Origin of the sequence: Kitasatospora sp. SUK 42 (assembly GCF_015776785.2) — a bacterium.
In the GTDB taxonomy this organism is placed as follows: Bacteria; Actinomycetota; Actinomycetes; order Streptomycetales; family Streptomycetaceae; genus Kitasatospora.
Genome location: NZ_LFMD02000003.1, coordinates 639,559 through 652,787 on the forward strand (window position 1 = coordinate 639,559; position 13,229 = coordinate 652,787).

At 71.0% G+C, this 13,229-nt stretch carries 12 protein-coding genes; 6 read left to right on the forward strand and 6 right to left on the reverse strand.

The window, feature by feature from the left end; all coding sequences use genetic code 11:
• Positions 1 to 24: 24 nt before the first annotated feature.
• From RZ50_RS12570 to RZ50_RS12590, 5 genes are all read left to right on the forward strand, one after another.
• The gene (locus RZ50_RS12570) at positions 25 to 1,953 is read left to right on the forward strand and encodes a GAF domain-containing protein (protein WP_196950021.1); all 1,929 of its coding nucleotides are present in this window, start codon (positions 25 to 27) and stop codon (positions 1,951 to 1,953) included.
• Between the two features lie 94 nt (positions 1,954 to 2,047).
• The gene (gene lipB, locus RZ50_RS12575; RefSeq protein WP_196950020.1) at positions 2,048 to 2,818 is read left to right on the forward strand and encodes a lipoyl(octanoyl) transferase LipB; all 771 of its coding nucleotides are present in this window, start codon (positions 2,048 to 2,050) and stop codon (positions 2,816 to 2,818) included.
• A gap of 153 nt (positions 2,819 to 2,971) precedes the next feature.
• Positions 2,972 to 3,925: a lipoyl synthase gene (lipA, locus tag RZ50_RS12580; protein ID WP_196949989.1), complete on the forward strand. Its 954-nt coding sequence runs from the start codon at positions 2,972 to 2,974 to the stop codon at positions 3,923 to 3,925.
• Positions 3,926 to 4,104: 179 nt separating this feature from the next.
• A complete protein-coding gene (locus RZ50_RS12585; RefSeq protein ID WP_217680634.1) occupies positions 4,105 to 4,383 on the forward strand; it encodes a hypothetical protein in 279 nt (92 codons plus the stop codon).
• A gap of 100 nt (positions 4,384 to 4,483) precedes the next feature.
• Positions 4,484 to 5,182, forward strand: coding sequence for a DUF4191 domain-containing protein (locus tag RZ50_RS12590; RefSeq protein ID WP_374120089.1), 699 nt, complete (start codon positions 4,484 to 4,486; stop codon positions 5,180 to 5,182).
• A gap of 103 nt (positions 5,183 to 5,285) precedes the next feature.
• Here the strand turns inward: RZ50_RS12590 and RZ50_RS12595 are convergent, their stop codons facing one another.
• Complete coding sequence (locus RZ50_RS12595; protein WP_196949987.1) at positions 5,286 to 5,753, reverse strand: RDD family protein; 468 nt, start codon at positions 5,751 to 5,753, stop codon at positions 5,286 to 5,288.
• Positions 5,754 to 6,027: 274 nt separating this feature from the next.
• Between RZ50_RS12595 and glnA the strand changes: the two genes are divergently transcribed.
• Entirely contained in the window at positions 6,028 to 7,440 is a 1,413-nt protein-coding gene (gene glnA / locus RZ50_RS12600) for a type I glutamate--ammonia ligase (RefSeq protein ID WP_196949986.1), read from the forward strand.
• Positions 7,441 to 7,632: 192 nt separating this feature from the next.
• On the opposite strand, the gene RZ50_RS12605 is transcribed toward glnA, so the two are convergent.
• The 5 genes from RZ50_RS12605 to RZ50_RS12625 all read right to left on the reverse strand — a co-directional run bounded on the left by RZ50_RS12605 (position 7,633) and on the right by RZ50_RS12625 (position 13,200).
• Positions 7,633 to 8,235: a hypothetical protein gene (locus RZ50_RS12605; RefSeq protein ID WP_196949985.1), complete on the reverse strand. Its 603-nt coding sequence runs from the start codon at positions 8,233 to 8,235 to the stop codon at positions 7,633 to 7,635.
• A 173-nt stretch (positions 8,236 to 8,408) separates the two neighbouring features.
• A complete protein-coding gene (locus tag RZ50_RS12610) occupies positions 8,409 to 9,464 on the reverse strand; it encodes an LLM class flavin-dependent oxidoreductase (RefSeq protein WP_196949984.1) in 1,056 nt (351 codons plus the stop codon).
• A gap of 19 nt (positions 9,465 to 9,483) precedes the next feature.
• Positions 9,484 to 10,740 carry a JmjC domain-containing protein gene (locus RZ50_RS12615; RefSeq protein WP_196949983.1) on the reverse strand — a complete coding sequence of 419 codons (1,257 nt, stop codon included), beginning with the start codon at positions 10,738 to 10,740 and terminating at the stop codon, positions 9,484 to 9,486.
• Positions 10,737 to 11,675 (reverse strand): thiopeptide-type bacteriocin biosynthesis protein, encoded by a 939-nt coding sequence (locus tag RZ50_RS12620; protein WP_196949982.1) that lies wholly within the window; start codon positions 11,673 to 11,675, stop codon positions 10,737 to 10,739. The genes RZ50_RS12615 and RZ50_RS12620 overlap by 4 nt, the downstream gene beginning before the upstream one ends.
• A 7-nt stretch (positions 11,676 to 11,682) precedes the next feature.
• Complete coding sequence (locus RZ50_RS12625) at positions 11,683 to 13,200, reverse strand: hypothetical protein (RefSeq protein WP_196949981.1); 1,518 nt, start codon at positions 13,198 to 13,200, stop codon at positions 11,683 to 11,685.
• Between the last annotated feature and the right edge of the window lie 29 nt (positions 13,201 to 13,229).

Consider the following 13,229-nt stretch of genomic DNA (forward strand, 5'->3'; position numbering starts at 1 on the left):
CGACGCCGATTGGCGGCACGCACCATGAACCACCCCGACGAGAACGCCGCGCCCGCGCTGCGGCGGCTGCTCGACCTGCTCGCCTCCGGCGCCGCCACCGTGGACTTCGCCGAGGTGCTGGCCGACGCCCGCCGCCGCGGCGCACCGCCGGCCGTCCTCGCCGAGATCGACGACGCCACCTGGCAGGCCCTGCGGGTACACCGAACCCTGCGTCAACACCGGCGCCGGGAGGCCGAGTTGACCGCACTGTTCGACACCGCCGGGGACCTCGCCGCCTCCCGGGACCTGGACACCGTGCTCCAGGCGATCGTCCGCCGGGCCCGGCTGCTGCTCGGCACCGACACCGCGTACCTGACCCTGCCGGACGAGGCCGCGGGCGACACCTACATGAGGGTCACCGACGGCTCGGTCTCCGTCCTGTTCCAGACCCTGCGGCTCAGCCTCGGCGACGGCCTGGGCGGGCTGGTCGCGCAGACCGCCCGCCCGTACGCGACCCCCGACTACCGCACCGACGAACGCTTCCACCACACCGGGACGATCGACGCCGGCGTGCTGGACGAGGGCCTGGTGGCGATCATCGGGGTGCCGCTGCTGCTCGGCGGCGAGGTCATCGGCGTCCTGTTCGCCGCCGACCGCTCGCCGCGCGCCTTCTCCCCCGACGAGGTCGCGCTGCTCTGCTCGCTGGCCGCGCACGCCGCGATCGCCCTGGACACCGCCAACTCGCTGGCCGACACCCGGGCCGCGCTCGCCGAGCTCAACACCGCCAACGAGCTGGTCCGGGCCCACTCCGCCGCCGTCCAGCGCGCCGAGCAGGCGCACGACCGCCTCACCGACCTGGTGCTGCGCGGCGCCGAGGTGCCGGACGTCGCCGCCGCCGTCGCCCACCTGCTGGACGGGGAGATAGCGGTCCTGGACGCCGAGGGCGAACCGCTGGCCGGGCGGCCCGCGCCCGTCGCCGAACTGGCCGGGGCGGTGGCGGCCTCCCGCGCCGAGGGCCGGTCCGTACGGCACGGCGAGCTGTGGGTGTGCGCGGTGCTGGCCGGGCACGACGCGCTCGGCACCCTGGTGCTGCGCGGACGGCCCGACCTCGACGACGCCGACCGGCGGCTGTTCGAGCGGGCCAGCGTGGTCACCGCGCTGCTCCTGCTGCTGCGCCGCTCGGTGGCGGAGACCGAGAACCGGGTCCGCGGCGAACTGCTCACCGACCTGCTCACCGCCCCCGGACGCGACCCCGCCGGGCTCACCGCGCGCGGCCGCCGGCTCGGGGTCGACCTCGCCCGCCCGCACCTGGTGCTGGTCGCGGAACCGGCGGACCGCCAGGACGACGACCGGGGACGGCTGGCGGGCGCGGCCCGGCGCTACCTGTTCGGCTCCCGTGGCGTCAGCGCCGAGCACGGCGAGACGGTGGTGCTGCTGGTGCCCGTCGAGGCGGGCGGCACCGACGACCCCGAGGAGACCGCCCGGCAGGCCGCCGAGCGGCTGTCCCGGCTGGCCGCCTTCCCGGTCACCGTCGGCGCGGGCCGCCCGGCCGCCGGTCCGCAGGCGCTGGCCGCCGCCTACGCCGAGGGGCTGCGCTGCGTCCGCGCCCTGCGGGTGCTCGGCCGCGCCGGGGAGGGCGCCTCGGCCCGCGCGCTCGGCTTCCTCGGGGTGCTGCTCGGCGACGGCCACGACGTGGACGGTTTCGTCGGCGCGGCGCTCGGCCCGCTGCTCGCCTACGACGCCCGGCGCGGCACCGAGCTGGTCCGCACCCTGCGCGCCTACTTCGACTGCGGCGGCAGCCTCACCCGGGCCAAGGACGAGCTGCACGTGCACGTCAACACGGTGGTGCAGCGGCTGGACCGGGTCGAGGCGCTGCTCGGGCGGGACTGGAACCAGCCGGAGCGGTCGCTGGAGCTGCAACTCGCCCTGCGGCTCCAGCTGCTCGCGCAGGACGGGGGCGGCCGGGAGGGCTGAACGGCCGTACGGCTGTGGGCGTACAGTGGCGAGGTTGGTCTCGAACGCCTGGCAAGGAGCGGCAGCGGTGAGCGAGAACGTGCGGTTCGTACGGATGGGCACAGGGGAGCACGTCGTCCCCTACGAGGAGGCGTGGGCGGAGCAGCAGCGGCTGCACGCGCTGCGCGTCGCGGACGAGATCCCCGACACGGTGCTGCTGCTGGAGCACCCGCCCGTCTACACCATGGGCAAGCGCACCAACCCCGCCGACCTTCCGCTGGACGGCACCCCGGTGGTCGAGGTCAACCGGGGCGGGGAGATCACCTGGCACGGCCCCGGCCAGCTGGTCGGCTACCCGATCATCAAGCTGCCCGACCCCATCGACGTGATCGCGTACGTCCGCCGGCTGGAGGAGGCGCTGATCCGCGCCGCCGCCGACTTCGGCGTCGGGACCACCCGGGTCGAGGGCCGCAGCGGGGTCTGGGTGCTGGGCGAGAACCTCCCGGACGCCGTCGTGGACCCGGCCGACGTCGTCGACCTCGGCAAGCTCACCCTGCGGATGGGCCTGCCGCTGGGCATCGACCCGCGGCTGGCCGGCCCCGAGTACGCGCCGTCCAACGCCGGGCAGCGCGGCGGCGACCGCAAGCTCGCCGCGATCGGCGTGCGGGTCGCCCGCGGGGTGACCATGCACGGCTTCGCGCTCAACTGCGATCCGGACATGACGTACTTCGACAAGATCGTGCCGTGCGGCATCCGGGACGCGGGCGTCGCCTCGCTGGCCGGTGAGCTGAAGCGCGACTTCACGGTGGGCGAGGCGCTGCCGGCGGTCGAGCGCCACCTGAAGGACGTGTTCGCCGAACTGCCGGAGCCGGCGCTCAGCCGCTGAAGCCCGCGGTGAAGCCCCCAGCAGGCTGGAACCGCTGGGAATCTACTGACCGGTAGCCGTGTTGCCCTGCGATTGCAGGGCAACAGGCCCGACGAAAGCCGTACAACCACAGGCGTACCCTGGGGGTACCCCGTCTAGTTCTAGGAGTCGCACGTGTCCGCTGTCGCGCCCGACGGCAGGAAGCTGCTCCGCCTGGAGGTCCGCAACAGCGAGACCCCCATCGAGCGGAAGCCCGAGTGGATCAAGACCCGCGCGAAGATGGGCCCGGAGTACAACGCCCTCCAGTCGCTGGTGAAGAAGGAGGGGCTGCACACGGTCTGCCAGGAGGCCGGCTGCCCCAACATCTTCGAGTGCTGGGAGGACCGCGAGGCGACCTTCCTCATCGGCGGCGACCAGTGCACCCGCCGCTGCGACTTCTGCCAGATCGACACCGGCAAGCCCGCCGAGTTCGACCGCGACGAGCCGCGCCGGGTCGCCGAGTCCATCGTCACGATGGACCTCAACTACGCCACCATCACCGGCGTCGCCCGCGACGACCTGGAGGACGGCGGCGCCTGGCTGTACGCCGAGACCGTGCGCCAGGTCCACGCGATGACCGCCGAGCGCGCGGGCGGCCGCACCGGCGTCGAACTGCTCATCCCCGACTTCAACGCGGTGCCCGAGCAGCTGGCCGAGGTCTTCTCCTCCCGCCCCGAGGTGCTCGCCCACAACGTCGAGACGGTGCCGCGGATCTTCAAGCGGATCCGCCCGGCGTTCCGCTACGAGCGTTCGCTGGACGTCATCACCCAGGCCCGCGCGGCCGGGCTGGTGACCAAGTCCAACCTGATCCTGGGCATGGGCGAGACCCGCGAGGAGGTCAGCCAGGCGCTGGCCGACCTGGTCGGGGCCGGCTGCGAGCTGATCACCATCACCCAGTACCTGCGCCCCTCGCTGCGCCACCACCCGGTGGAGCGCTGGGTGAAGCCGCAGGAGTTCGTCGAGCTCCAGCAGGAGGCCGAGGAGCTGGGCTTCGCGGGCGTCATGTCGGGCCCACTGGTGCGTTCGTCGTACCGGGCCGGGCGGCTGTACCGGCAGGCGCTGGAGCGGCGCGAGCAGGCCGCGGTCTGACGCCGACGTCGTCTTTGGGCCATTCGAAGGGCGGAGCCACGGCTCCGCCCTTTCGGTTTTCACCACGCTTTGACTGCCTGGTCACGGGCTGGTAACACGGTGTGGGGACGATGGACGCCTCGTGGGTGTTCGATTCTTCTCAGCCAGTCTTCCTCGGAACACGGGAGGAGCTGTTCGGCATGCGGATGCGGATCCGTTCGGTGGGCACGGCGCTGCGGTTCGCCGAGAGCGTCCTGCTGGCGCCCGGCCAGCAGCAGGCACGACGCAACGCCTGGGCGGCGGTGTGCGAGAACCGCGAGTACGCGGCGGACCGCCGGCACAACGCCTCGGCGGCGAGGAGCGCGAGGAACGCGGGGCCCGCCGGAGGCACCGGAACCGCCGGAGCCGCGGGGCCGACACGACCGGCCGGGCCGACGGGAGCCCCGGGAACGACGGGGGCACGGTCCGTCCGGAGCTGAGGCTCAGGCGTCGCTGTGCGCGATGGAGCGCCGACCCACGGGTCACGGTTCGGACGAACGGGTACCCGGGCTTGGATATCCCGTACCTGTGCCACGTACCATGAGCGTTATGGCGAGGGAAACATCCGAGAACCCCGGGCGACTGAAGCAGATCCGCCTGGCGTACACCATGACCAAGAAGGTCGACACCAAGATCGGCCTGATCATCGCCGGCGTCGGCCTGCTGACCTTCGGCGTGTTCCTCGCCATCGGCTTCGCGATCGAGCATCCCGTCTACCTGGGCATCCTGGGCTTCATCGTGGCCGTGCTGGCCATGGCGATCGTCTTCGGGCGCCGGGCCGAGCGTGCCGCGTTCGGGCAGATGGAGGGGCAGCCGGGCGCCGTCGCGGCCGTGCTGAACAACATTCGGCGCGGCTGGAGCTCCAGCACCACCCCGGTCGCGGTCACCCGCAACCAGGACGCGGTCTACCGCGCGGTGGGCCGGGCCGGCATCGCGCTGATCGGTGAGGGCAACCCGAACCGGGTGCGCCAGCTGCTGGCCTCCGAGAAGAAGAAGATGGCCCGCGTGGTCGGCGACGTGCCGGTGCACGACATCGTGGTGGGCAACGGCGAGGGCGAGATCCCGCTGAAGAAGCTCCAGATCCACCTGATGCGTCTGCCCCGCGCCATCACCGCCGCCCAGGTCACCGAGACCAACGACCGCCTGCGCGCGCTGGGCGACCTGCTCTCCAAGGCGCCGATCCCCAAGGGCCCGATGCCCAAGGGCGCCCGGATGCCCAAGGGCGGCCAGGTCCGCTGACCCCTCCCCGACCACACGAGAACGGCCCCGCTGAATCCTCAGCGGGGCCGTTCGGCGTTTTCGTCGCCATTGCGGGGGCGGTCGTCAGATCCGGACCTCGACGTCAGATCCGGACCTCGACGGTACCGACCGCCTTGTCGTGCAGGCCGCGGGAGTCACGGTCCCAGACCAGCGGCGGCACCACCAGGCAGAGCAGCAGGGTGCGCAGCAGGATCTGCGGGATGGTCGCGCGGCCGCCGTCCAGCCGGACCACCCGGAGGCCGAACAGCCGCTTGCCGACGGTCGTGCCGGTGGTGGAGAGCAGGAGCGCCGCGACCACGAAGTAGAGCGGGCTGGTCCACAGGTTGGCCTCGGCCTGGTCCCCCTTGGCGATCAGCCCGTAGGAGATCAGGGCGACCAGCCAGCCGTCGACGAACAGGGCGCCGATCCGGCGGCCGGGGCCCGCGATCGAGCCGTAGCCCTCCTTGGGCAGTCCGAGGCGCTCGCCGCGGTAGCCGAAGTCGGCGCCCATCTTCTCGGCGGCCGCCTTGGGGCCGTCGATCCACGATCCCAACGCTTCTCTGGTGTCCACGAATCCACACTAACCGGGCTGACGCCGTGAACCCGCACCGGCTCCCCCGCGGGGGCGGTGTCCTCCACGACCGGGTGAATCCCGATCACCGGGCTTACCAAGTGGTCCAGACCACTTCTCCGGCGCCGCCCAAGACGGCGGAGCGTTTTGCCCCGTCCCGTACGGCTTTGCCGCCCACCCGGCGGTCGCGGTTAACATCTAGGAAACGAGAGGGTCACCGACTGGAAACGGCCCATTCCTATGGTGAGCCCAATTCGCACGCCGAGGAGGATGGATGTTCAACAACGCCGCCGAAGTGAAGCAGTTCATCCAGGACAACGATGTGAAGTTCGTCGACGTCCGCTTCTGCGACCTGCCGGGCGTCTTGCAGCACTTCTCCGTACCTGCGGCGACCTTCGACCCGTCCGAGATCCTGATGTTCGACGGTTCGTCGATCCGCGGCTTCCAGGCCATCCACGAGTCCGACATGGCCCTGGTCCCGGACCTCGCCACCGCCCGGCTCGACCCCTTCCGGGCCGAGAAGCACCTCAACATCAACTTCTTCATCCAGGACCCGGTCACCGGCGAGGCCTACAGCCGTGACCCGCGCAACGTCGCCAAGAAGGCCGAGGCCTACCTGGCCTCCTCCGGCATCGCGGACACCGCCTTCTTCGGGCCGGAGGCGGAGTTCTACGTCTTCGACTCGGTGCGGTTCGAGACCAGCGCCAACGCGTCCTTCTACCACATCGACTCGGAGGCGGGCGCCTGGAACAGCGGCGCCGCCGAGGGCGACGTGCGCGGCTACAAGGTCAAGTACAAGGGCGGCTACTTCCCCGTCCCGCCGGTGGACCACTTCGCCGACCTGCGCGCCGAGATGTCGCTGGAGCTGGCCGCGGCCGGTCTGGAGGTCGAGCGCCAGCACCACGAGGTCGGCACGGCCGGCCAGGCCGAGATCAACTACAAGTTCAACACCCTGCTGCACGCCGCCGACGACCTGATGCTGTTCAAGTACATCATCAAGAACGTCGCCTGGCGCAACGGCAAGACCGCCACCTTCATGCCGAAGCCGATCTTCGGCGACAACGGCTCGGGCATGCACGTCCACCAGTCGCTGTGGAGCGAGGGCACCCCGCTCTTCTACGACGAGCAGGGCTACGCCGGCCTCTCCGACACCGCCCGCTACTACATCGGCGGCCTGCTCCGGCACGCCCCCTCGCTGCTGGCCTTCACCAACCCCTCGGTGAACTCCTACCACCGTCTGGTCCCGGGCTTCGAGGCGCCGGTCAACCTGGTCTACTCGCAGCGCAACCGCTCGGCCGCGATCCGCATCCCGATCACCGGCTCCAACGCCAAGGCCAAGCGCATCGAGTTCCGCGCCCCCGACCCCTCCTCCAACCCGTACCTGGCCTTCTCCGCCATGCTGATGGCCGGCCTCGACGGCATCCGCAACAAGATCGAGCCGCTGGAGCCGGTCGACAAGGACCTCTACGAGCTGGCCCCCGAGGAGCACGCCAACGTCCCCCAGGTGCCCTCCTCCCTCCCCGCCGTCCTGGAGGCCCTGGAGGCCGACCACGAGTACCTCCTCGCCGGCAACGTCTTCACCCCGGACCTGATCGAGACCTGGATCGACTTCAAGCGCACCAACGAAATCGCCCCGATCGCCCTCCGGCCCCACCCGCACGAGTTCGAGCTGTACTACGACCTGTAGAGGCACCCCCGATCTGCGGAAACGCAGTTCGGCCTCCAACCGTTTCCGCAGGTCGGCATCTCGCCGGCCTGCGGAAACGGTATGCGGTCAACTCGCGTCGAAGGCTCTGGGGCTCGCGATGTGAAATGGGGGTGCACCGAGTTCGATCTCGACGGCTGGAGCCCGATCGAACAGGCGCAGGACGCATGTCGCTCAGTGGTTGGCGAGCTTACGGTTCCGCTCGCCCGTCACGACGGCTGATCCCCAGAGGATCGCGGCGCACCCCAGGCCGGGCAGCGCCTGCCACAAGGACTCCTGTGCGCCGAGTCCGACGACGAGCGGCGTGGCCACCGCCACCGCGATCATCGCGGCACCGACGCGCCTCAGCATGGGGACGCCCATGGTGCTCGCCAGTGGCAGGAAGTGCACCCCGACGACCAGAGCCGACCAGGTCAGCATCCACTCCGGCCGGTGAAGCGTGTTCTGGAGGTAGGTGTTCCCCGCTCCCAGCGCGATGGACTCGGCGATCAGGATGCTGGTGAAACCGAACCGTCCGTCGCGCTTGGGGACAGGGTCGCCGAGCGCCTGCTCGGGTGCCCGGATCGCCAGCCTTGCCATGTTCAGCATGGAGAGCAGAGCGATCCCGAGAAGGAGGCATCCGCCCACCAGCGCGAGCGTGAACGGAAGCCCGGAGAGCGAGCTGAGTCCGAGCAGGTACCAGAGACCACCGAACAGTGAACCAGTGAGTGCACCGGTAAGACCGCCGCGGATCTGCTTCTTGAGCAGGCGGCGTTCAGGAGTGCTGGTCATCACCATCGGACGTGGTCTCCTAGATATCCGGCGGACCCCTCCATCTGAATCACTGGCATCAGCGGATGGTCCGGGCACCAACTTGGTTGGCGCCCAAGGGCATTATCGATTGATCATTTTGCTATTCAGCCTATCCTGGTCCAGCCCGTCCGACCGGACAACCGGCAACGGTGACCGGATCAGACGGCCAGCTTCGGCATGACCTCGTCGGCGAAGAGCTGGAGGCTCGGCGCGGCGACGTCGTACGGCATGCCGCCGAAGTCGACCTGCCACAGGATGGTGTCCACCTGTCCGACCTGCTCGACGAACCGGTGGATGCGCTCGATCACCGTGTCAGGCGTGCCGACGATGGCGCTGCCGGTCAGCCGCAGATCGGTCCCGGACATCGTCCGCAGGAAGCGGCTCATCCCGGAGTACGAGGCGTAGTCGGAGGACGAGACGTTGTTCCAGGAGTCCACGGCCGAGGTCCAGACGTCCAGATAGTTCTGGAGGTAGCGGTCGGCCAGTCGGTTCGCCTCCGCATCGGTCTCGCCCACCAGCAGCGGCAGGCTCGCCACCACGCGCGGTTCCGGCATCGCGGCAGTGCGGGGCTGGAAGGCTTCCCGGTAGGCGCGGACACGGTCGGCCGGCATGTCGAGCCCGCCCGGAGTGATCAGCAGCCCGTGCCCCAGCTCGCCGATCCGGCTGAAGCTGCTGGGGGTGCGGACGGCGGCCACATAGGTCGGCGGATGCGGAGCCTGGACGGAGCGCGGGAGGGTCGTGGCATCGCGGTAGGAGAAGAACGGGGTCTCTCGGGTGGCGTTCTCCTCGGTCCACAGTTCGGTGACCGCGGCGATGGTGGCTTCGAAGCGCTCGCGGCTGCCGTCCATCGGGACATCGAAGGTCTCGAACTCGTAGGGCAGATAAGCGCGGGCGTACCCGACGTCGAGCCGCCCGTTGCTGATCGCGTCCACCATGGCCGTGTAGGAGGCGATCTTGACCGGGTGGTGGAAGGACGGCAGGAGGCATCCGGTCATCAGACGGATGCGTTCGGTCTGCGCGGCCACCGCGGTCAGGAAGTTCAACGGGCTGGGGCAGTAACCGCCGTACGGGTGGAGGTAGTGCTCCGTCATCTTCACATGGCTGTACCCGAGCCGGTCGGCCAGCCGCGAGAGCGCGAGCACGCCCTGGTAGTACTCACTCGCCGACATGGTCTCGGGTGCGACGTCGGGCAGGAACGAAATGCCGAATTCCACTGGTGCTCCATCGTGGTGTTCAGTTTGTTACAGGCGGGAAGGGCCGGTCGGACTGGTCCGGCAGCATCGCCAACAGCCCTTCGCGGTGCAGGTGTTGCAGGAGGGCGATTCTGCTCGCCGGGTCGCCGAGCCAGCTGAGCTGCTCACTGGTGACCTCGGAGTGGGCGAGGACGGACTCGACGCCCTCCCGGAGCTTCGCCGGCATGGTCAGGGTCCGGCGCGCCAGCCGCAGCCGGAGCGTCTCCCCCGCCACCTCCACGCCGAAGACGTGGTGGCTCAGGACGCGGAACCTCCGGGTGAGGTAGTCCTGCGGCGTCGCCCCGACGTAGCCGGTCGCGGCTTCGGGCAGCGGACCGGGAAAGCGGCCGAGGGCCGCGGTCCGAACGAGTTCTCCCAGCTCCGCGACGTCCGCGGAGTCGATCCAGCGTGCCGCCTCGTCGAGGACGGCGCGTACCGCGATCCGGGCCTGCTCCCCGTCGGTGACGACGGCGCCGCCGAGGACGGCGCGCATCCCGGGCGAGGTGGCGATCCGGCCGGCCAGCTCCAGCCACGCCCAGGCGGCCGTGGCCGTGCTGACGGAGACCGTCAGGTGCAACGAGGGGTGCTCGGTGGCCTCGGCCGCATGGATCCAGCCCCGCGGCAACCAGAGGCAGTCACCTGCCCTCAGCACCGTCCGCAGGTACTCCGGGCTGCCGGGCGGGACGAGGGTCTCCCAGCCGTTGCGCGCGACCGTGTTCTCCCAGGTTTCGTGGGCGAGCGGGTCGGCCACGCGCGGGCGGTGGAACACCCACTCCTTCTCTCCTTCCACCTGGAGGATGAAGGCGCTGTGCGTGTCGTAGTGCAGCCCGAACCCGGCGTTCCCGCGCGGCGTCAGATACGCGTTCACATGGACCGGGTGGCCGAGCTCGCGGCCGAGCCCGGCCGCGAGCTCACCGACCGGGTTCCAGAAGTCCTCCAGTCCCTGCAGCACCAGGGTCGCGCCCTCGGCCAGCCAGCTGCCGATCCGCAGCGGGTCCGCCATGTCCGCGTGAACGGTGCGCTGGTGCACGTACTCGTGGTCCTGCAGCTGCCGACCGCGGTGGATCAGACGGAGAGCCGGGCGGCGAAGCGGCCGTTCACCGAGCATCCGGTCCACGGCGGCGTACGAGATCAGGTCCCGAAGGTCGCCGCGGCCCCGGTAGAGCACGGGTTCGGCCGGACCGGGACCGTCGAAGTCCTCCGGGCGCCCGGTCAGCCGGTACAGCACGCCCCGCGGCGACTGGGTCGGCTCGCTCATCGTCGCTCCTGCTGGATCGGCGCGATCAGCTGCTGCAGGATCGCGTAGCACAGCAGTTCCACGCGCACCGCGGTGCCGAGGCGGTTGTGGAACATGTGGATGTGGGAGAAGAGCACGGCCTCCGGCCGTACCCCGAGGCCGCCGGACAGTCTGGTCACGGTCTCGGCCAGCCCGTCGGCCCACCGCCGGACCGGGCCGGCGGCCGGACCGCGCAGCAGGGCTCCGACCGCTCCCCGAAGCTGATCGGCGAGCCGCAGCGACTCGGCGTGCAGGCTGTCGACCTGCTCCTGGGGGGCACCCGACGCGCGGAGCCACCGTTCCCAGGAATCCACCCCGTGGGCACAGAACGCGGCGCGCCGCCCGTCGTCCGGCAGGGCGGCGAGAGCCACCGCGCTGGCCTGCAGCGCCGCCCTGAGCCTCGTGTCCGGGGGAAGCCGCGGACCGTCGGCCAGGCCGATCAGGGCGGCCACCGCCTCACTGGAGTACTGGAACAGCCGCTCGGCCGGGCCGATCTCGGAGGGGCCGCCGTACCGCTCGGTCTCCGGCTGGTAGGGCTTGCGGTGCACTCCTGGCGGCAGCAGCGGCTCGGCCTCGACGGAGGCACCTTCCTCTCCCGCCGCCGCCATGCCGCGGGCGTGGATCAGGTACTTCTCGTCGGCGGCCGCCCGGCCTTCGGGCCCTTCCTGACAGAACGGCGCCATCGACTCGGCCAACTGGTCTTCCACGGAGTCGGCTTGACGCTCACTCAGATCTGCCATGCGCAGGCGCAGATGGGGGCCCGCCTGCCAGTAGCGGATGAAGAACCAGCCGGTGGCGGGAGACTGCCGCACGACGGGCGCGATGACGCGGGCCACCACCTGGTCCTGGAGGTCGCCCCGGTCGCTGGGAAGGTGGAGGTGCCAGGAGGTCCACGACCTCTGCTGCACGCTGGTCATCACGCGTTCACACCCTCAGGTCGAGAGCCGGCTCGGTGTACCGCTCCGTGCCACAGACGACGCTCAGCAGCGTGGTCTCGCCCGGGTCGGTGGAGAGCACCGGTTGGGTCAGGATGTCTTCGAAGGCGCGCGAGGGACGTGCGTACATGCCGTGCTGGGCGGCGGCGAGCGAGATGCCGTGGGCGGCCCAGCCCGCACAGTGCTGGGCGGTGGTCCAGGCGCCCGTCCCCAGGTCCGCGAGGAGCTCGGGCAGGCGGACCGAGACGAACCACACCATGGACGCGTGCCGGATCGCGTTGCCGTTGCGGGCCGTGAGCGGTGTTCCGTAACAGCCTTCCAGCCTGGCGCAGATGGAGGCGTCCTCGGTCACCAACGACTCCCCGTCCGGTGTCACGCGGTACACCCCGGGCGGGCAGCCGTCGACGTTCTGGACCGCGAGGGTGATCCTCAGGTGCTTCTGGACCGCTCGGAGCTCAGGTGAGGGTGGCGGTACCCGGCACCAGGCGAGTGCGTCGGCCAGCGCCGCCGAATCCAGTCGGCGGGGGCGTCCGGTGATCCCGGGAAGTCCCCTGGGCATCTTCCCGGAACTGCGCCGGTACAGGACTTCCGCCCATGACTGCTCCCGTGCCGGGCCGGCCGGGGGAAGGACGGGGACGGCCTGTTGAACCTCCGGGACCTCCGGGACGTGCGGGGACGCGAGCACACCCGTGCGCGGTACGGCCTGCTCACGGTTGTACCGGACGATCTCGCGCAGCCACGGGTCCGGCAGTCCGCCGGTGGTTCCGGGCACCGCCGCGGTGATCTCCCCGGCCCGGCGATCCGGCTCCGGCTCCGACTCCGGCTCCGACCCCGCGAGGTCCACGGTCAGCGGCAGCGACCACTCGCCGTCCGGGACCAGCCCCAGGCGGTGCAGGAGTCCGGGCCCGGTGGCGTCGGGCACCCGGACCGTCGAGGGCACGCCGAACAGCTCCAGGGCGACACAGAGGCTCCGGAGGTTGATCCCCACCTCCAGGTCGACCAGGGAGCCGCGCAACAGCTCGTAGTAGTACGGGAGATGGGTGTAGCGCCCGGTGAGCGCGACGCTGTCGACCGGTCCGGTCCGGCCGTGCCCGGTACGGTCCCGGCCAACCAGCCGATGGCCGTACATGTCGGCGAACCAGTCCTCCCCGCCGCCCACGGCGAAGGCGTGCACCGGATAGCGGCTGCGGACGGAGGCGTAGCCGCGGTGGTCCGGGTACTCGTTCCAGGGCTCCCGGCGCTGGTAGCCGAACGCGGTCGTCACGACGCGTCCGTGGACCTCGTCACGGTCCATGGCAGCGGCGTCGACCCGCCCGGTCCAGAACGGGATCCGTTCCAACAGGTCCACGGTCCGGGGCGGGAGCGGCACCGAGCGGCTTCCGGAACGGCCCGGAGGCAGTTGGCCGGCGGTGGTGGGGGGCACCTCCCGAACGACGATGGGCGCGGTGACGATGGTCTTGCCCGGGCCCTGGGTGAATGCGTGGCGAAGCACCGGCGCGATGTCCACCGGGTGTCCTCCTGAATGTGCGGTACCGG